Source organism: Micromonospora sp. NPDC051141 (genome assembly GCF_044455765.1).
Lineage (GTDB): Bacteria > Actinomycetota > Actinomycetes > Mycobacteriales > Micromonosporaceae > Micromonospora.
Map to the genome: position 1 here is coordinate 193,987 of NZ_JBITFD010000014.1, position 18,950 is coordinate 212,936.

The 18,950-nt window shown below is 72.3% G+C and carries 13 protein-coding genes and 2 pseudogenes; 6 read left to right on the top strand and 9 right to left on the bottom strand.

Annotated features, from left to right (window positions below):
• Nucleotides 1-45 precede the first annotated feature (45 nt).
• From ACIA6B_RS25250 to ACIA6B_RS25280, 7 genes are all read right to left on the bottom strand, one after another.
• Nucleotides 46-1,551 carry an MFS transporter gene (locus tag ACIA6B_RS25250; protein ID WP_396776912.1) on the bottom strand — a complete coding sequence of 502 codons (1,506 nt, stop codon included), beginning with the start codon at nt 1,549-1,551 and terminating at the stop codon, nt 46-48.
• Nucleotides 1,548-3,332 (bottom strand): IucA/IucC family protein, encoded by a 1,785-nt coding sequence (locus tag ACIA6B_RS25255; RefSeq protein ID WP_396776914.1) that lies wholly within the window; start codon nt 3,330-3,332, stop codon nt 1,548-1,550. Before ACIA6B_RS25255 ends, ACIA6B_RS25250 begins: the two co-directional genes overlap by 4 nt.
• Nucleotides 3,329-3,913 carry a GNAT family N-acetyltransferase gene (locus ACIA6B_RS25260; protein ID WP_396776915.1) on the bottom strand — a complete coding sequence of 195 codons (585 nt, stop codon included), beginning with the start codon at nt 3,911-3,913 and terminating at the stop codon, nt 3,329-3,331. Before ACIA6B_RS25260 ends, ACIA6B_RS25255 begins: the two co-directional genes overlap by 4 nt.
• The gene (locus ACIA6B_RS25265; RefSeq protein ID WP_396776917.1) at nt 3,910-5,178 is read right to left on the bottom strand and encodes a lysine N(6)-hydroxylase/L-ornithine N(5)-oxygenase family protein; all 1,269 of its coding nucleotides are present in this window, start codon (nt 5,176-5,178) and stop codon (nt 3,910-3,912) included. Before ACIA6B_RS25265 ends, ACIA6B_RS25260 begins: the two co-directional genes overlap by 4 nt.
• Before the next feature lie 25 nt (nt 5,179-5,203).
• The gene (locus ACIA6B_RS25270) at nt 5,204-6,718 is read right to left on the bottom strand and encodes a pyridoxal phosphate-dependent decarboxylase family protein (RefSeq protein WP_396776919.1); all 1,515 of its coding nucleotides are present in this window, start codon (nt 6,716-6,718) and stop codon (nt 5,204-5,206) included.
• Between the two features lie 67 nt (nt 6,719-6,785).
• Nucleotides 6,786-8,027 (bottom strand): MFS transporter, encoded by a 1,242-nt coding sequence (locus tag ACIA6B_RS25275; protein WP_396776921.1) that lies wholly within the window; start codon nt 8,025-8,027, stop codon nt 6,786-6,788.
• The gene (locus tag ACIA6B_RS25280) at nt 8,027-8,737 is read right to left on the bottom strand and encodes a siderophore-interacting protein (RefSeq protein ID WP_396776923.1); all 711 of its coding nucleotides are present in this window, start codon (nt 8,735-8,737) and stop codon (nt 8,027-8,029) included. Before ACIA6B_RS25280 ends, ACIA6B_RS25275 begins: the two co-directional genes overlap by 1 nt.
• An 86-nt stretch (nt 8,738-8,823) precedes the next feature.
• On the opposite strand from ACIA6B_RS25280, the pseudogene ACIA6B_RS25285 reads away from it, so the two are divergent.
• The 5 genes and pseudogenes from ACIA6B_RS25285 to ACIA6B_RS25305 form a co-directional block, all read left to right on the top strand.
• Nucleotides 8,824-10,839 (top strand): annotated as a pseudogene (locus ACIA6B_RS25285) (penicillin acylase family protein); the annotation flags it as partial.
• 57 nt (nt 10,840-10,896) lie between these two features.
• Nucleotides 10,897-11,460 carry a GNAT family N-acetyltransferase gene (locus tag ACIA6B_RS25290; RefSeq protein ID WP_396776949.1) on the top strand — a complete coding sequence of 188 codons (564 nt, stop codon included), beginning with the start codon at nt 10,897-10,899 and terminating at the stop codon, nt 11,458-11,460.
• A gap of 79 nt (nt 11,461-11,539) precedes the next feature.
• A complete protein-coding gene (locus ACIA6B_RS25295; protein ID WP_396776925.1) occupies nt 11,540-11,686 on the top strand; it encodes a hypothetical protein in 147 nt (48 codons plus the stop codon).
• A gap of 23 nt (nt 11,687-11,709) precedes the next feature.
• Nucleotides 11,710-12,303: pseudogene (locus ACIA6B_RS25300) on the top strand (ABC transporter ATP-binding protein); the annotation flags it as partial.
• 31 nt (nt 12,304-12,334) lie between these two features.
• A complete protein-coding gene (locus ACIA6B_RS25305) occupies nt 12,335-13,063 on the top strand; it encodes a MerR family transcriptional regulator (protein WP_396776926.1) in 729 nt (242 codons plus the stop codon).
• An 833-nt stretch (nt 13,064-13,896) separates the two neighbouring features.
• Here ACIA6B_RS25305 and ACIA6B_RS25310 read toward each other — a convergent pair.
• Together ACIA6B_RS25310 and ACIA6B_RS25315 are read right to left on the bottom strand one after the other, a co-directional pair.
• Entirely contained in the window at nt 13,897-14,967 is a 1,071-nt protein-coding gene (locus ACIA6B_RS25310) for a hypothetical protein (protein ID WP_396776928.1), read from the bottom strand.
• Nucleotides 14,968-15,352: 385 nt separating this feature from the next.
• Nucleotides 15,353-16,795 (bottom strand): SDR family NAD(P)-dependent oxidoreductase, encoded by a 1,443-nt coding sequence (locus tag ACIA6B_RS25315; protein ID WP_396776929.1) that lies wholly within the window; start codon nt 16,793-16,795, stop codon nt 15,353-15,355.
• A 433-nt stretch (nt 16,796-17,228) separates the two neighbouring features.
• On the opposite strand from ACIA6B_RS25315, the gene ACIA6B_RS25320 reads away from it, so the two are divergent.
• Nucleotides 17,229-18,767, top strand: coding sequence for a hypothetical protein (locus ACIA6B_RS25320; protein WP_396776930.1), 1,539 nt, complete (start codon nt 17,229-17,231; stop codon nt 18,765-18,767).
• Nucleotides 18,768-18,950 lie beyond the last annotated feature (183 nt).

The window sequence follows — 18,950 nt, forward strand, 5'->3', positions numbered from 1 at the left end:
CTCGGACATTTAGGATAGCCTACCCTAAATGTACGGCTTTCGGCGTTATGCGGAGGTGGGTCCGGCCATCCGCTCGGCGCGGTGCAGCAGCGCCGCGGCGACCAGACCGCCGGCCAGGACTGCCACCGCGCCCACTGTCTGGCCGGTCCGCAGCGCCTCGGCGAAGGCGGTGGTGACCACCTCCCGGTCCGGGCCGGCGGCGGCCAGCGCGGCCGGGAACGAGCCGGCGCCGGCCAGCGCGGCCGGCAGCAGCGCGCCGAACCGGGCGTTGAGCACCGCGCCCAGCACCGCGACGCCGAGGCTGCTGCCGACCTCGGTCATGGTGCCGTCGACGCCGGCCCCGGCGCCGGCCTTGTCGGTGGGGATCGCGCTCATCACCGCCTCGACGATCGCCGGGTTCGCCAACGCGCATCCGGCACCCATCACGACCAGCCCGGCCAGCAGCGTGCCGTAGCCGGCCGGCCCGTGGGTGACAAGCGCCAGACCACCGGCCAGCAGCGTCATCCCGACCGCGATGGCGGCCGGCCGCCCGAGCCGACGGATCACCGACGCGGCCACCCCGGCGACGTTGAGCACCACGATGGACAGCGCGAACGGCGCCATCCGCAGCCCCGCCTCCCAGGCCGGGTAGCCGCGGACGAACTGGAGGTGCTGGGTGAGCAGGAACAGCGCCCCGGTGGCGCCGAACGTGATCAGCACGACGCCACTGACCGCGCCGACGAAGCGACGGTCCCGGAAGAAGCGCATGTCCAGCATCGGGTGGGCGACCCGCCGCTCCCAACCGACGAACGACGCCAGCAGCAGCACGCCGGCCGCGCCCGCGCCGAGCACCGCCACCGACGTCCAGCCGCGTTCGGGACCGGAGATGATCGCCCAGACGATCGCGGTCAGGCCGGCGGTGGACAGCACCACACCGCCCAGGTCGAGCGGTCCGCCGGCCGGGTCGCGCGACTCCGGCACCAGTGCCCGGGCGGCGAGCAGGCAGACCAGCACGACCGGCACGTTCAGCAGGAAGATCGCGCCCCACGGGAGGTGGGCCAGGACGAACCCGCCGATCGGTGGTCCGGCGGCGAAGCCCAGCGCGCTGGTCGCCGCCCAGACGCCGATCGCGCGGGACCGCTCGGCGGCGTCGAAGACCTGCATGGCGACGGCGAGCGTGGCGGTGACCAGCAGCGCGCCGCCCACGCCCATGCCGGCCCGGGCGGCGATCAGCTGCTCGGCGGTGCCGGCCAGCCCGGCCGCCGTCGAGCCGAGCCCGAACAGCACCAGCCCGAGCAGCAGCATCCGTCGCCGCCCGTACCGGTCGGCGGCGCCGCCGGCGCTCAGCAGCAGACCGGACAGCACCAGCGCGTATGCGTTGATCATCCACTGCACGTCGGCGGTGCCGGCGTCCAGCTCGACGGTGAGCACCGGCACCGCCACGGTCAGCACGGTGTTGTCCAGCACCACGACCAGCTGGGCCAGGCAGAGCACGGCCAGGATCAGCCAACGGTGCGGCACCGGGGCCGGGGCGGCCCGGCCGGCGTCGACCGTCGCCGGGTCGGCGCTCATCGCGGCGGCGCGAAGCGGGCGAGCGGGTTGGCGAGCGTGCCGGCGAACTGCAAGGCGGCGGACGGATCGGTCAGGTCCACCATCTGCTGGTTGTTGCGCAACTGGAGCCGGTTGAGGCAGGACAGCGTGAACTCCGGCGCGAAGAGGTCGTGCCGGCGCATCCGCTCGGCCAGGTGCGGCACCGTCTCGGCGTATCCGGTGGCGCACTCGGCGACGACGCGCCAGAAGTCGTCCTGGTCGAGCACGCCCTCGCTGTGCAGGGCGGCGCTCAGGTGGCGCAGGAAGCAGTCGAACACGTCGGTGAAGATGGACAGGATCTTCTCGTCCTCCGGGATCGCCGCCCGGACCCGCCGCACCCGCTCCGGCAGGTCGGCCTCCGGGTCCATCACCACGATCTCCTCGGCGATGTCCTTGAAGACCACCCGCTCCACCACATCGTCGTCGAGCACCAGGATGACGTTCTCGCCGTGCGGCATGAACGCCAGGTCGTAGGCGTAGAGGCTGTGCAGCAGCGGCACCAGGTAGGCGTCGAGGTAGCGGCGCAGCCAGCGCTGCGGGGGCAGGCCGGAGCGGGCGATCAGCGCCGCCGCCAGCGAGCGGCCGTCCCGGTCGAGGTGCAGCAGCGAGGCCATGGTGGCCAGCCGCCGGCCGGGCTCCAGGCCGGGCACCGGGCTCTCCCGCCAGAGCGCGGCGAGCATCTTCCGGTACGGCGAACCGGGGGCGGTCGCCGTCTCGTACTGCTGGTGCCGGTAGCCGATCGCGGCCCGCTCCCGGATGATCGACAGGCCGGTGCGCTTGAGTACCGGGTCGGCGTCGACGAGCGCGGCCAGCCAGTCGTTGATCGCGGGCGTGGCTTCCATGTACGCGGCGGACAGCCCGCGCAGGAAGCCCATGTTCAGCACCGACAGCGCGGTCTTGACGTAGTGCTTCGTCGGGTCGGTGACGTTGAAGAACGTGCGGATGGACTGCTGGGCCAGATAGTCGTCCGGTCCCTCGCCGAGGCAGACCAGCCGGCGCTGGGCCACCTCGCCGGCGAACGTGACCGCGAGCCGGTTCCACCACTGCCAGGGGTGCACCGGGATGAGCAGGTAGTCGGCCGGGTCGAGGCCCAGGCCGGTGAGCGTGGCGGTGAACCGGGCCAGCGTCTCCTCGCCCAGCTCGGCGCGGACGAGGGTGTCGTAGTCCAGGTCGGCGGCGCAGGTGAACGTGGTCCGGTCGCGCTGCGCGGCCAGCCAGAGCAGCCGTACCGGTGCGGCGGTCTCCGGGGCGTACCCGTGGTATTCGTCCACGCCGAAGCCGATGCGCCCGTTGTTCGCCACGAAGCAGGGGTGGCCCTCGGTCATGCCGGTCTCGATCGCCTGGAAGTCGGCGGCGGCCAGCTCGGCGGCGGTGACCGCCGGCTTGCCCAGCTTGTACGCGGTGCCGGCGAGGGTGGAGGTGATCTCCTCCAGGTAGACCGGCAGGACCGTGGCGGTGAGGCCGAGCGCGTCGCGCAGCTCCAGGCACAGGTCGACCGCGTCCGGCGGTAGCTCGACGCCGTCGCGGCGCCGGGTGATGCTGGCGGCGTCGATGTGCCAGTGGTCCAGCGCCAGTCGCTGTGCGGCGAACCGGTACTCCGCCGTGTCGTCGTCGCCGCGTACGACCCACCGGCCGGGTCCGTCCGGCTCGGGGGTGATCAGTCGTTCGTGGGCGAACTCGGCGAGCGCCTTGCGCACCAGAAGCCGGTTGGCGGTGGCCCACGCCTCGGGGGTGAGGTGGTCGACGGATGCGGCGGGGTTCACAGGGGTACGTCTCCTTCGTGGGCGGCCTTCTCGACGGCCGCGCGGAACTGGTCCCTGGTGCAGGCGCTGAGCAGCGCGGTCTTCTCCGGCTTGCGGATCTCGCCGAGCACGGTGAAGCCGACGGCGGCGTTGAGCGCGTGCACGGCGGTGTTGCGCACGTCCGGCTCCACCACCACCCGGCGTGTCGCCGGGTCGGCGAACAGCCACGCCAGGACCGTGGTGATGACCGCGCGGGTGAAGCCGTGCACGGGTGCGTCGGTGGGTGCGCAGAGGAAGTGCATGCCGACGTCGCCGGGCGCCGGGTCGTAGAGCCCGACCAGCTCGACCCGGGCCGGGTCGTAGCGTTCGGCCAGGAACGCCGGCTCGCCGCGCCACAGGCCGAGGTACGCGTCGTGGTGCGGGTGGGCGGCGATCCGCCGGTACTCCTCGGCGACGCCCGCCACGTCGGCGTCGGCCATGAGCCAGAACGCCGCCTTCGGGTGGGTGACCCAGCGGTGCAGCAGCGGCGCGTCGGCGTCGGCGTCCAGCGGGCGCAGCGCGAACGCGCCCAAACGCGCGTCGACGGTGGTGAACACGCTCATGAGGGCGCCCCGAACTCCTGGAACGCGATGGTCTTCTCGATCGGATAGTGCTCGCGCCCGGTCAGCTCGCGGATGATCCACGAGTTGCGGTACGGGCCCATGCCCAGGTCGGGTGAGGTGATGCTGTGCGTGTGGGTGCCGCCGTTCTGCAGGAACACGCCCCGCCCGGTGTGGTCGACGCTGTAGTTGCGGGCCACGTCGAGGCGGCCGTGCGCGTCGAAGCGGAGCCGGTCACGGATCGGGTCGAGGAACTCCGGCAGCCGGTGGCGGTAGCCGGTGGCCAGGATCAGGCCCTCGGTGTCCAGGGTGAACGCGCGGTCCTGCTCGGTGTGGCGCAGTCCGAGGCGGTAGCGGCCGTCGGCGTGCTCGGCGTGGACCAGTTCGGTGTTGGTGAGCAGTCGGGTGGGCGTCGGGCCGGTCAGGCTCTTGGCGTAGAGCGTGTCGTAGATGTCGTTGATCAGGTCGGCGTTGATGCCCTTGAACAGCGGCTTCTGCTCGCCCTCCAGGCGGTAACGGGTGGCCTCGGGCAGCGCGTGGAAGTAGTCCACGTAGTCCGGTGAGGTCATCTCCAGCGTCAGCTTGGTGTATTCCAGGGGGAAGAACCGGGGCGAGCGGGTCACCCAGGTGAGCTGGTAGCCATAGGTGTCGATGTCGCCGAGCAGGTCGTGGTAGATCTCCGCGGCGCTCTGGCCGCTGCCGACGATCGTGATGCTGCGCTTGGCCCGCAACACGTCGCGGTGCTCCCGGTAACGCGAGTTGTGGATCAGGTCGCCGCCCAGCCCCGCGCAGGCCGGCGGCAGGTACGGCGGGGTGCCGGTGCCCAGCACCAGGTGCCGGGCCCGGTGGGTGACCGGCCCGTCCGGCGTGTCCGCGTGCACCACGTAGTGCTCGCCGTCGTGCTCGACCCGGGTGACGGTGTGCCGGAAGCGCAGGTTCGGCAGCTTTCCGGCGGCCCAGCGACAGTAGGCGCTGTATTCCGCGCGCAGCGGGAAGAAGCTCTCCCGGATGTAGAACGGGTAGAGCCGGCCGGTCTCCTTGAGATAGCTGAGGAACGAGTACGGCGAGGTGGGGTCCGCGAGCGTGACCAGGTCGGCGAGGAACGGCGTCTGCAACCGCACCGCGTCGAGCAGCATCCCGGGATGCCAGTCGACGCTGTCGCGGGCCTCCAGGAACAGCCCGTCGAGGTCGTCGATCGGCGCGGTGAGGCAGGCCAGGCCGAGGTTGTACGGGCCCAGCCCGACGGCGATGAAGTGGTGCGTCGACATGGGGTTCTTTCTTTTCCGGGAGTCGTCAGCCGACCGGGCAGGACAACTCGGCGGTGGCCGCGGTCCGGGCGTACCAGGAGGCGTGGTCGGCGATCAGGTCGCGCACGTGGACGATGTCGTCCACCGTGGTCTCGGGGTTGAGCAGGGTCAGTTTCAGCCAGTGCGCGCCGTCGACCTTGGTGCCGGCGACCAGGGCCGCGCCGGAGGCGGCCAGCGCTTCGCGGGCGTGCAGGTTGGCCTCGTCGACGAGGTTCGGGTCGGCGTCGGGTGGCAGGTGGCGGAAGACCACGGTGCTCAGCTGGGAGCGGGCCGCGACCTCGAACCGGGGGTCGGCGTCGAGCAGTTGCCAGGCCTCGGCGGCGAGGTCGACGACCTGGTCGAAGAGCGCGCCGACCGCGTCCGGGCCCATGATCCGCAGGGTGAGCCAGAGCTTGGCCGCGTCGAAGCGGCGGGTGGTCTGGAGGCTCTTGTCGACCTGGTTCGGGATGCCCTGCTCGGCGGCGCGGGCCGGGTTGAGGTAGTCGGCGTGCCAGGTGGCGTGGCGCAGCGTACGACCGTCGCGGACCAGCAGCGCGCTGGAGCTGACCGGCTGGAAGAACGACTTGTGGTAGTCGACGGTCACCGACGCGGCCCGCTCGATGCCGTCGAGCAGGTGCCGGCGGGTGGGGGAGACCAGCAGCCCGCACCCGTACGCGGCGTCGACGTGCAGCCAGATGCCGGCGGCGGTGCAGATGTCGGCGATCTCCGGCAGTGGGTCGATGGTGCCGAAGTCGGTGGTGCCGGCGGTGGCGACGACCGCCATCACCACCTGACCGTCGCGCCGGCAGCGGTCGATGGTGCGGGCGAGTTCGTCGGTGCGCATCCGCCGGCCGGCGTCGGTGGGCACGGTGAGCACCGCGTCGGCGGCGAGGCCGAGCAGTTTGGCGGCCTTCTGCACGCTGAAGTGGCCGGCCGCCGAGGTGATGACGCGCAGCCGGGCCAGCACCTCCGGGCGGGCCGGCCGGGTGGCGGCAGAGCCCACCTCCCGGCGGTACGCCTCCTCCCGGGCCAGCAACATCGCCTGGAGGTTGGACTGGGTGCCGCCGCTGGTGAAGATGCCGTCGGCGGTGGCGCCGAGGCCGATCCGTCCGGCCGTCCAGTCGATCAGCCGGCGTTCCATCAGCGTCGCGCCGGCGCTCTGGTCCCAGGTGTCCAGCGAGGAGTTGACGGCGCTGAGCACCGCCTCGCCGAGCAGCGCCGGGATGACCACCGGGCAGTTCAGGTGGGCGAGGTAGCGGGGATGGTGGAAGTACACCGCGTCGCGCAGCCACACGTCGTGCAGCTCGTCGAGGGCGGCGTCGGTGTCGCCCAGCGGCCGGTCCAGGTCGATCGCGCCGACCAGCGGGGCGAGCGCCTCCGGGGTGACGCCGGTGCCCGGGCGGTCCACCTCGGCGACCCGACGGGCGACCCGGTCGACGCCGCGCGCGAGGACGTCCCGGTACCGCCCGAGCGAGCTGGCGTTGAACAGATGGGCCCGCGCTGCGGTGTTGATCGAACTCATGTGGCATCCCGGTCGTCGTGCGGACAGGAGCGTGGTCGGACCACGTAAAGATCAGATTAGGTTAGGCTTACCTAACAAGCAAGTCCGCCGCGGCGGGCGCCGGGCGGGACGCCGGCCCGGGCGGCGGGAACCGCCGCTGGTGCGCCACCCCCACCACGACACCGGCGGCGACCAGCGCGAGCGAGGCCAGCGCCACCGCCGGGTAGCCCCAGCGGGCGGCGGCGGCGAGCCCGAGCGAGGCGGCCACGAACGAGCAGACCAGCCCGAACGACGACAGCACGGTGAAGTCGGTGCCTCCGCTGCCCGGCCGGGAGTAGTCCATGTTGACCGTGTAGAGCACCACGTTGGCGATCGTGTACGCGGCCAGGAAGAAGCAGAGCGCGACGACCGTGCCGCCCAGCGGCGCGCGGCCGTTCAGCAGCGGCAGCAACGCCACTGTGGACAGCGCCAGTGCGACCCCGCCGGCCACCAGCACGCCGGCCCGGCCGAACCGGCCGATGCCGAGGCCCGCGACCAGGCCGGCGGCGATCGCCGGGATGCTCGTCACCACGCCGGTCACCACGCCGATCCGGCCCAGCGACCAGCCGGCGTCGACAAGCGCGGGTGTCACCAGCGCATACGCCATGCCGGCGCCCACGTAGACCAGCGGCACCACGCCGAAGGTCCACCACCGGCAGCCGGGCTGGCCGAACACCGACACCAGCGCCCGGTAGGCGACGCCGATGCGCACCACCCGGTCAGTGCGCTCCGGTTCCCGGAACCGCCACACCACGAGCAGCCCGACCGAGGTCAACGCGGCCAGCAGACCGACCGCGGCGGCCCAGCCGAAGCGGTCGTAGACCAGCACGCACGCGCCGCCGCCGAGCAGGTTGCCCAGGTAGCTCGCGGCCACCTGGATGCCGTTGCCGGTACCCCGGTCGGACGTGGCCAGCAGCCGGACCGCGACCGCGTCGGCGGCGATGTCCTGGGTGGCGGAGAAGAAGACGAACGCGGCGCAGATGGCGATGACCGGGCCGAGCTGGTCGGCGGGACGGGAGAACGGCAGCAGTGCCAGCAGGGTCAGCACCAGCGCGGCCTGCAACACCAGCAGCCAGGACCGGTAGTGGCCGCGGTGCCGGGAGCCGTATCGGTCCAGGACCGGCGCCCAGAGGAACTTGACCGGCCAGATCAGGCCGACCACCTGGAGCAGCGCCAGCGTGTCCAGCGAGGTGCCGCCGTCGCGCAGGATGGCGGTGAGCCCGACGGTGATGAAGCCGATGCCGAGGTACTGCGTGACGTAGAGCGCGGTGAGCGTACCCAGGCGGCCCATCAGACGGCCCGCCAGTAGCCGAGCGCGGTGAGCTGGTGCTTGCCGACGCCGAGGGTCCGCCGGACGTGCCGGGTGATGCTGCGGGTGCTGGCCGCCTCGCAGGCCACCCAGTAGTGCGCGGACCCGGCGGCCGGCAGCGCCGCGCAGACGGTGTCGACCAGGTGTCGACCGTCGTCGCGGCGGGGCACCCAGGTCACCTCGTGGTGTGCCCGGGCGCGCGGGGTCAGCGCCTTCTCGCCCTCGTGGGCGTACTCCAGCCAGACCGTCGCCGGGATGTCCGCGCCGGCGTCGAGGAGGCTGTTCACCGCCGGCAGCGAGGCCGCGTCGCCGACCAGGTAGAGGTGCTCGGGCGCGGGGTCGGGCAGTTCGAACGCGCTGCCCTGCACGGTCGCGTCGATGGTGTCGCCGACCTCGGCGGCGGTGGCCCACCGGGCGGCGACACCGTCGTGCACGGCGAACTCCAGCGTGAACCGCCCGTTCTCGGGATCCGGGTCGACGAGCGTGTAGGCCCGCTGGTGTGCCCGCCCGTCGTTGTCGAACCAGAGCCGGATCCACATCGTCGGGTGCGCTCCGCACGCCGCCAGCAGCCCGCCGTCGTCGAGGAGCAGTCGCTGGTAGTGCCCGTCGACCGACTCGGTGCTCCGCACGGTGAGCCGGAAGTCCCGGCCCCCCATGGCCTTGAGCACCAGGCCCTCCCAGTTCCGTTTCACGAACCCCTCCAGGTAAGGTCTGCCTCAGTTAGGGGAGGGTAGCCTAAGTTGAAGATCCGAGGAAACGGCCTCCCGGGGACCGGACGGTGACCAGCGTCGATCGCGACAGGTGGGGAGTACCCCAGCTCTGGGCCGACGACGTGGACGCGCTCGCCCGTCTCCAGGGCCGGGTCGCCGCCCGGGACCGGGCCTGGCAGATCAGCGTCGAGCGGTGGCGCGCCGAGGGTCGGCTGGCCGCCCGCGTCGGCGCGGCCGAACTGCCCTGGGACCGGTTCGCCCGCCGCGCCCGGCTGGACGACACCGCCCGCCGCTGCCACGAACGGCTCGACCCCGCCACCCGCCGGTGGGTCGAGGCGTACGTCGACGGCGTCAACGCCGGCCTCGCCGAGGGCGCCACCGCCGCGCCCGAGTTCGCCGCGACCGGCGCCACGCCGGAGCCGTGGCAGCCCTGGTCGCCGCTGGGCGTCTTCCTCGTCCAACACGTGCTCTTCTCCACCTTCCCGAACAAGCTCTGGCACGCGCACGTCGCGCGCACCCTCGGCCCCGAGGCGGTCGGGCTGTTCGCGGTCGAGGGGCCCGCGTCGTCCGGCAGCAACGCCTGGGCGGTGCCCGCCGACCCGGTCACCGGGCGCGGCCCGGTGCTCGCCGGCGACCCGCACCGGCTGCTCGAACTACCCGGGATCTACCAGCAGGTGCGGCTGGCCTGCCCCGAGTTCGACGTGGTCGGGCTGGCCTTCCCCGGCGTACCCGGACTGCCGCACTTCGGCCACGCCGGCCACGTCGCCTGGGCCGTCACCAACGCGATGGCCGACTACCAGGACCTCTACCGCGAGCAACTCCGCCGCGACGGCGACCAGGTGCTGGTCCGGGACGCGGACGGCTGGACCCCGGTCCCGCACCACGTCGAGAAGATCGAGGTCCGCGGCGGCACGCCGGAGCGGGTCGAGGTGATCGAGACGCCGCGCGGCCCGGTGATCGACCACGACCGGGTCACCGGCGAGGCGATCAGCCTGCGCACACCGAGCCGGGCCGAGGCGCGCCTCGGCTTCGAGGCGCTGCTTCCGCTGCTGCGCGCCCGCGACGCCGCGGACGTCGCGGACGCGCTCCGCGACTGGGTGGAGCCGGTCAACAGCGTGCTCACCGCCGACACCGGCGGTGCCGTGCGCCGCCTGGTCGCCGGCCTGGTCCCGGTACGCGACGAGCGGTGCCGCCGCGAGCCGGTGCCCGGCTGGGAGGCCCGACACCACTGGACCGGCGACCACCTGCCGATGGTCGACGAGCAGGTCGACGGCGTCGCGGTCTGCGCCAACGACCGGCGCGCCGACGTCACCGCGCACGGCGTCGACTTCGCACCGCCGCACCGCGCCCGACGGATCCGGGCGCTGCTCGCCGACGGCGTCGAGGCGTCCACCGTGCACACCGACGCCCGGCTCCCATCGGCAGCGGTGCGCCGGCTGCTCGACCGGCTCGACCCGGCCCGGCTCGACGCGCCGGCGCGTACCCTCCTCGCCCGGTTGCTGGCCTGGGACGGCGTGATGGCGGCCGACTCGGCCGACGCCGGCGCCTACGCGGCGTGGCGCGCCGCGCTCGCCCGCCGGCTGTGCGCGCACCCGGCGCTGCGCGCGCTGCACGAACCGTCCGGCTACGACGAGCTGTTCGCGCCCTGGACCGACCCGGCGGCGCGGATCGGCCTCGCGCTGGACCACCTGGTCGAGCGGCACGCCGACCTGGGTGTCGACGTCCTGCCACTCGCCGCCGCCGCGCTGGCCGAAGTGGCCGCCGGCCCGCCGCCCGAGCCGTGGGGGCGTCGGCACCTGCTGCACCCGGTGCACCTGGGCGTCGCCGCGGAGACCTCGGCCGCCGTCGCGGCGATGCGCCGGCGGGTGGCGTTCGGCGGCGACACCGACTGCGTGCTGGCCACCTCCAGCCTCCCCGGCGTCTCCGACGCCTGCTGGCGCGGCCCGGTCGCCCGCTACGTGTGGGACCTGACCGACCGGGCCGCCGGCGGCTGGGTTGTTCCGTTCGGCGCCTCGGGCCTGCCCGGCAACCCGCACTTCACCGACCAACTGAGCCACTGGGCCGCCGGCGACCTGATCCCGCTGCCCTCCGGACCGCTGACCCCGGTGTCCACCGGGTCCCCGACGAAGGACGAGACGATGGTGACCTACCAGGAGCGGATCCCCGACCTCGGCGAGCTGACGCTGCAGCCGGTACGCCCGGACCGGCACGCCGAGCTGCTGCACGGCTGGGTCAGCCTGCCCCGCAACGCGTTCTGGGGGATGGGTTCGCACACCGTCGACGACGTCCGCGAGGTCTACGCGTTCCTCGACGGGCTGGACACCCACCACGCGTACCTGATTCTGCTGAACGGCGAGCCGGTGGGGCTGTTCCAGACCTACCGCCCGGAGGCCGATCCGGTGGGTGAGCGGTACCCGGTCCAGCCCGGCGACGTCGGCATGCACCTGCTGCTGAATCCGCCGCGGCACCTCGCCCGCGGCCTCACCGCGGCCGTCGGTCCCGCCCTGGCCCGCTTCCTGTTACGGGACCCGGCCGCGCGACGCATCGTGGTCGAGCCGGACGTGCGCAACGCAGCCGCCCTGCGCCGGCTGACGGTCGAGGGCTTCACGTTCGCCTCCGAGATCGACATGCCGGACAAGCGGGCGCAGTTGGCGTTCCTGACCCGGGAGCGGTTCGAGACAGACCACCCGACACATCTCGCCTAGGACGCCTGCCGAAAGCCGGCCCAGTCGTCCATCACCCCTGAGCCGGGTTCTGCTGCGGGATCCGGCTGCCCGGCGGGTGGTGGCCGGGCCGGACATCCGCATCGACGCCGCGCTGCGTCGACTGCGGACGGAGGGTTTCGCGTTCGCCGACGAGGTCGACCTGCCGGAGAAGCGCGCGCAGTTGGCGTTCCTCCGCGACGCCGGAAACCCGACGACCGGACCTTGACCCTGACGCTGCGTCAACCCTCCATGCTGGCTGCCATGAGCATGCCCCCAACAAGCAGGCAGGTCCAGGGACCCGCGATCCACGTGCGTGGCCTGGAGAAGTCGTTCACGCAGCTGACGGTGCTGCGCGGCGTCGACCTCGATGTGGCGCGGGGCAGCATCTTCGCCCTGCTCGGCTCCAACGGGGCCGGCAAGACCACGGTGGTGAAGATCCTGGCCACGCTGCTGCGGGCCGACGCGGGGATCGCCCGGGTCAACGGCTTCGACGTCGCGACGCAGGCCGCCGACGTCCGCAGGTCCATCAGCCTCACCGGGCAGTTCGCCGCGGTCGACGAGATCCTGACCGGGCGGGAGAACCTTGTCCTGGTCGCCCGGCTCAGACACCTGAAAGACCCGGGCGCGTGCGCCGACGACCTGCTGAGACGCTTCTCGCTTACCGAGGCGGCCACCCGACGGGTGGCGACCTACTCCGGAGGCATGCGCCGACGTCTGGACATCGCGATGAGTCTGATCGGGAAACCGCCGGTCATCTTCCTCGACGAGCCGACGACCAGGCTGGACCCGCAGGCGCGCATCGAGGTCTGGCAGGCCGTGAAGGAACTCGCCGCAGGCGCAACTGGCGGCGTACGCCGGAGTCACCGTGCGGGCGGTGCGGCACTACCACCAGGTCGGACTGCTTCCCGAACCGGATCGGGACGCCTCGGGCTACCGGCGGTACGGCGCGACGGCGGTGGTGTCGCTCATCAAGATCCGTACCCTCGCCAACGCCGGCGTGCCGCTGTCAGAGATCGGTCGGTTGCTCGACGCCGACGATTTGACCTTCGTCGACGCGATCGAGAGGATCGACCGTCGCCTGCGCGACGAGGTCCAGCGGCTCGAAACCAGCCGCAGACAGATCGCGCAGCTCACCGCCGGGGATCGTCTGATGCTTCCGGCCGAGGTGGCCCACTACCTCGATCGGCTCCGCGAGATCGGGGTGTCCCCGCGAATTCTCGACGGCGAGCGGGACGGGTGGATCCTGATCGCGGCCCGCTGGCCCGACCGGGTCCGCGACTGGATGCCCGCCAAGCTCGCGGAACTCGACGACCCGCAGGTCGTCCGGCTCTACCGGCTCCTCTCGGACATCTTCGACGGCGACCCGGACGACTCTTCGCGGTTGCCGGAGGTCGCCGACATCATGGTCGGCCTGGCGGAGCAGGCGGAGGCCGCCGGCCGGTTGGAGTTCGGCGAGGTAGGGGACGACAACCTCCTGTTCGACCTTGTGGACTTACTTGCCGTCGAGTCCGACCCGCGGGCCCAGCGGCTGCACCAACTGATGCGTGAGCGTGGCTGGACCGGCTGGAACCGGATGGAACGGCTGACGGACCAGCCCAACTGACCTCTCGCGCGTCGTTCCACCTTTCGATGCCGACCCCATTCGACAGTGGGCTCAGGTGTCCCCGCCGGGACGCACGGGAAGCCGGCCCGGTCTCCCGGCGGCCGGGCCGGCGCGCCTGCGACCCCCCTGCCTCAGTTGCCGTGCGCATCACCGCGCCCCGACTGCCCACACCGCGTGCTTCCGAGGCCCGATCCCGCATGGCAGCGGCGGACCAAACCTACGCACCACCATCGCCACCCTCGGCGAACCCGAGACGCAACCTTCGGCATCTACGGCCTGACATCTCATCGATCAACACGAGCGCGACAACTTGCCCTCCTCCGGATGACCACAACAGACAGATGGTGGGACCGCCTGGCCCGCCGCGCGAATAGCATCGACGCGTACAGTTGCAGGCTGGCGCCGTCCACGCGTCGATCACGCCGATGAGCTGCTGAAACTCCAGATCAGGCAAGTGTGGGCCGAGGTGCCGATAGCTCCAAACTCCGGGTGCGTTGGAGTTGGCGCCAGCAGACGACGGCGGTGGCCTCGTCGGCAGGGTTTACCGCCAGGCGGGCAATCTTGAATATGTGCCGATCCGCCGGGCCGCCTTCGCCCGCGACGCCGGTGATCATCACCGGCCACGGCCCGGGATTGCGGATGGACGCGCCGAACGTGCCCTGGCCTCCGGGATTGAAGGCGAACCGTACCTCAGTCGTCGGCCAACGTGCGGGACTCCGCATCAGCTCCTTTCCATAACTGGACTTCGGCCCACTCAGCCAGGCGTGGCTAGGCCCGTCGAAGGCATTCGGACCGAAGGCGAACAAACCGTCATGTACGCCGGCGCAGAGCGATCATCGCCGCCTGGTCTGGCCACGGCGGATCGCGGCCGACCGGCGAACCCGGCGCGGCACGACCACCAGGAATGCGACCAGGAAGCCCACGGCCGCACCGCCGAGCGCCCACAGTCCGATCCGCGGCAGGTAGTCGACGATCGGGAAAGTGGCGATCTCCCGCGAGATGCAGTAGCTCGGCGTGTATCGGTCGTAGACCACGCACGGCCGACTGTTCTCAAACGCCCGCTGGTAGAAGAAGGCCGAGCACGCCGCCACGATGAACGCGCACACGGCGGCAACGCCGGTTAGTAGGCCGCGGTTGGTGCCCAGCGCCTGCTCACAGCGGCGTTGGACGGTGAGCAGATCCGGGTTGTGCGGCTCGAAGGCCAGCAGTTGATTTACCGTGACCAGCGCCTTCTTGTGCTCGGCCCGACCGACCTGCTCGGCAAGGAGGGCGCGCAGCCGGCGCACCTCACTGTGGCCGGCCTTGTCCTCGGCCTCGGCCAGCAGTGCTGAGAACATGTTGTCGACCACGTCCGGGACGAGCGCGCCGACCTTCGACCGCTGCTGCGGATCGAGTCGGAAGTCGCGATCGATGATCTCCAAGACAGCCCGTTCCCGCTCCTCCGGGCTCAGCTTGCGTAGCTCGGCGACGATCTGGTCGCGAGTCAGGCCCTTGCCGCGTTGCAGTTCGTCGACGATCCTCGCAGCGAGTTCGACGCCCGAGACGACGAGCTGACCGTAGGGCAGCAACCCGCCGACCTGCTTGGCGATCTCCCAGCCGATCGCGGTAAAGATGACCCGACGCACCCTAGCGCCTTCCATGCGCCAAGGATATCCGCAGACTTCAAATTGCTGCTCGAATGCGGCGGCGACCGAGTACAACGAACGAGGGGAGAGGCGCCGCATCGCGATCTTGATTTGCTGGTCCGCCGCGGATATGGCACGACCTTCGATGGCGTCTATTGTCGGGGCGATGGCGTGGTCCGGCGATTGCAGATGATCGGGGGTGCGGATCCTGTCCGAATGCGGAAGAACTATCTCCCGCGGCGTGACGGTCGAGGGATTGACCTTGGTCCGGGGCGACATCGGCCACGCTGAGGCAGGGCAGGGCTCACGGCCCGTGGTGCACGCTCCTTGTGGTAGCACGAGATGTGCCGACAGTCGCCGAGCACCTTCTTGCCGTGGTCGCCGCGGCGAGCCCAGCACCCGACGCGCCTACGGCAACTCCTGGCGACGCATGGCCGTCGCCTCGGCGATCGGCGCATCGACGCGGTGCGCGCCAGCCACCTCGAAGCCCTCATGCGACAGGCCGCCGCCGGCCCCCGCTCCCGCCGCAACTCACGTTACGGCCGGCGAGCACCTCGTCGCCGTCGCCCGCGCCTCTACAACCGGCGCCATCCCGACGGCTGTCTGACGGCCACGGACAGCCCCGCCCGAGACTGGGCGGCCAGCGGCGGGGTGGGCGCGTTGATCACCAGGCGCAGGGCGCGTAGTCCTTCAGGAAGCAGCCGTACAGGTCCTCGCCCTGTTCGCCGCGGACGATCGGGTCGTAGACCCGGGCCGCGCCGTCGATGAGGTCCAGCGGGGCGTGGAAGCCGGCATCCGCCAGCCGCATCTTCGTCGGGTGGGGCCGCTCGTCGGTGATCCAGCCGGTGTCGACGCTGGTCATGAGAATGCCGTCGGTCAGCATCTCCTGGGCGCTGGTTCGGGTGAGCATGTTCAGCGCGGCCTTGGCCATGTTGGTGTGCGGGTGCCCCGGCCCCTTGTAGCCGCGGGTGAACTGGCCCTCCATCGCCGACACGTTCACCACGTACTTCCGGCGGGCGGTCGCTGCGGCCATCGCCGGTCGAAGTCGGCTGACCAGCACGAACGGCGCGGTCACGTTGCACAGCTGCACTTCGAGCAGCTCGACCGGGTCCACCTCGTGCACCCGCTGCACCCAACTGTTGACCGGGTCGAGGTCCGGCACCAGACCGCCGGCGTCGATGGCGGTGGCTGCCGCGATCCGTTCCGGCGAGGCGGAGCCGCTGGTCAGCGCCAACGCGGTGAGCGCCTGCGGGGTGACCGGGGTCGACGGCGGCGGGGCGATCCGGCCCGCCGGGCCGCCCTGGCCGGTTGGTGTGGCGAACGTGATCAGCTCCGGCAGGGGGCCGTCCGGCAGGGCCGCCGTCTCCGCGGCGACGAGCTGCGCGTACGCCCCGGGCGTGCGGCGGACGGTCTGCGCCGCGTTGTTGATCAGGATGTCGAGTGGGCCCTGGGCGCTGACCGAGTCAGCGAGGGCGATCACCTGGGCGGGGTCGCGCAGGTCGATCCCGACGATCCGCAGGCGGTGCAGCCAGTCCCCGCTGTCCGGCATCGCGGCGAATCGGCGGACCGCGTCGTGCGGGAACCGCGTGGTCACCGTGGTGTGCGCGCCGTCGCGCAGCAGCCGCAGCGCGATGTACATGCCGATCTTGGCTCGGCCGCCGGTGAGCAGCGCGCGCCGGCCGGTCAGGTCGGTGCGGGCGTCGCGGCGTTCCCGGTTGAGCGCGGCGCAGGGCGGGCAGAGCTGGTGGTAGAAGGCGTCCACCTCGCGGTAACGCTGCTTGCAGACGTAGCAGCCGCGCGGGTTGTGCAGGAAGCCGGCCGTGGCGCCGACGGTGGGGGAGGCGAGCGGGAGGCCCTGGGTCTCGTCGTCGATCCGGCCCGGGGCGCCGGTGGCGGTGGCCGCTGTCACCGCGCGGTCGGCCGCCGTGACGGCATCCCGCCGTTCCTCGCGTCGCCGCTGCTTGATCACCTTGTAGAGCCTCGCGGTGGCCCGTTGCACCCGCACGACGTCGGGGTGATCGGGAGGCAGGTCCTCCAACGCCTCGAAGACGCTGAGGCAGGTCTCCAGCCGTTCGCGGTCAATGCCGCCTTGACCGGTTTCGGTCATGTTGTTCGCCGTCATGCGTCGCTGTCTCGTCCCGTTCCCTGCGCCGGATCTCCCCAGCCCACCCCAAGTCCGACCCGAAACTGTACGCACCGCACGGCCTCCGACGCATCCCGCGTCTGTTCGACTGAGTCGCCATCGAAAGCCCGCGGCCACCGCTTGGCGGCCGTCGACAGGTCGCGGCGGAGTTCGCCTACCCGCGTGGGCGCCGGCCGCGGTCGCACGACCGGCGTGTCGAGCGGACGGGGAAGGGACGCGGCAGGCACGAGCGATATGCCTGTTCACGCGGGAAGCGCGGCCCGTACGCCGTGAGCCGGATCACCGACAGTGCCGGACCCGTCGCTCGCCCTACGCTCCCGGCGGCACATGACGCACGGGGGCGTGTCTGGTCGGCTGCCACGCGGGACCCCGTGCGCGAACCGGAGAGGGGATCCCTGTGTCCTTCGCACGTCGAAGTCTCGCCACGTTCACCGCCGCGGTTCTGGCCGCCGCCCTACCGGCCGCCGCCTCCGCCGAGGAGCAGGATGTCGGGCTGCTCCGACTCACCGTGACCCAGCCCGACGGCACCGCCGCCCGGGGTGTCGTCGACCTCGCCGCCACCGACGACAGCTACTCCGACTACCTGCAACTCGACGAGTCCGGGCAGCTCAGTGTGGAGGTGCCGGCCGCCGACTACAAGGTCCGCATCACTCCGGCGTACGACGACCCCGACCTGCCGGACGAAGGGCTCCGGCAGTGGGTGCCCGGCAAGACCCGGTACGCCGATGCCGAGGCGTTCCGCGTGGCCGCGGGGGGCACGACGGACGTCGCCGAGCGGCTGGTCACGCCCAGCCCGATCACCGTGCGGGCGCGGGACGCGATCACGGGCGCGCCCATCACCCGGGTCTGCGCGTACGCCGTCGATCGCGGCGGCAACTGCGACGACGCCGAGCTGACCATTCCCCGGCTCGTCCCCGGCCCGCAGACGATCCGGGTCTACACCGACGATGGCAACTACCTGGCCACCGACGCCGAGGTGACCGTGGTCGAGGGCGACAGCGGTCCTGCCGTGGTCGACCTGACGCCCGCCGCCCACCTGGAGACGACGGTGGTCGACGCTGCCACCGGGGCGCCGGTCGGGGGAGCCTGCGCCACCGTCGCGCCGTCCGGCACCGGCGAGCTGCCTGCGGTGGGCCCGCTGGCCTGCTCCGACGAGAGCGGTCACCTCCGGCTGGACGGCGTCGAGGCCGGCTCCTGGAAGCTGTTCGTCCGTCCCACGGGTGGCTCGTCGTACGGGGCGCAGTGGGTCGGCGCCACCGGCGGCACGGGCGACCCCGCGAAGGCCCGGACCCTCACCGTCGCCGCCGGTGGGACCGTCGTCGCCCCACCGGTCCGCCTGGACCGTGCCGGCACCATCACCGGCACCGTGACCAGCGCCGCCACCGGCGCGCCGGTGACCTCGGGCACGGTCTCCCTCGCCCACTCCCCGGGCCTGTCCTACCTTCGCTGGGACGAGGATCTGGACGCTCAGGGCACCTACCGGATCGGCTGGCTCGGCCCCTACCGCTGGCCGCTCCTGTTCTCCACGTCCGACCACGCCCTCCAGTGGTCCGGCGGGGTGCCGGTCCGCAGCCAGGCGATGCCGGTCGCCGTCCGGGCCGGCCGGAGCACCACGTACAGCCCGGCGCTGAAGCGCGGCACGCTGGTGACCGGCAGGCTGACGAACCTCGCGGGACGCCCGGTCAGTGCCGTGCTGACGTTTCACCACGCGGCCACCGGCGAGGTGGTCGGGTCGGCGTGGGACCGCGACGGCCGGTACGAGACGCGGGTGCTGGGCCGGCAGACGGTCACCGTCGGCTGGCAGTGGGGCGGGTTCGCCGACTATGCCGGCTGGCACGACGGCGTCGCCGACGTGGCCGCCGCGAAGCGAGTAGCCGTTCCGTCCCGCGGCACGTTGACGGTCGACATCGGGCTGCGCCCGTTCCCGGCGGTCTGAGCCGCCGAAGCCTGGTCGGGCGTGCGCCGCACGCCCGACCAGGCTCTGCGTCCCGGGTGGGACCGCACCTCGTGCCGTTCGCCGCGAAGCGTCGACCTGCGGCACGCGCGGCCTACCGCCGCAGGTCGCGTCGCTGGTAGGCGTGCCGGCCGACCATCGCCGCCGTGACCGCCACCGCACCCG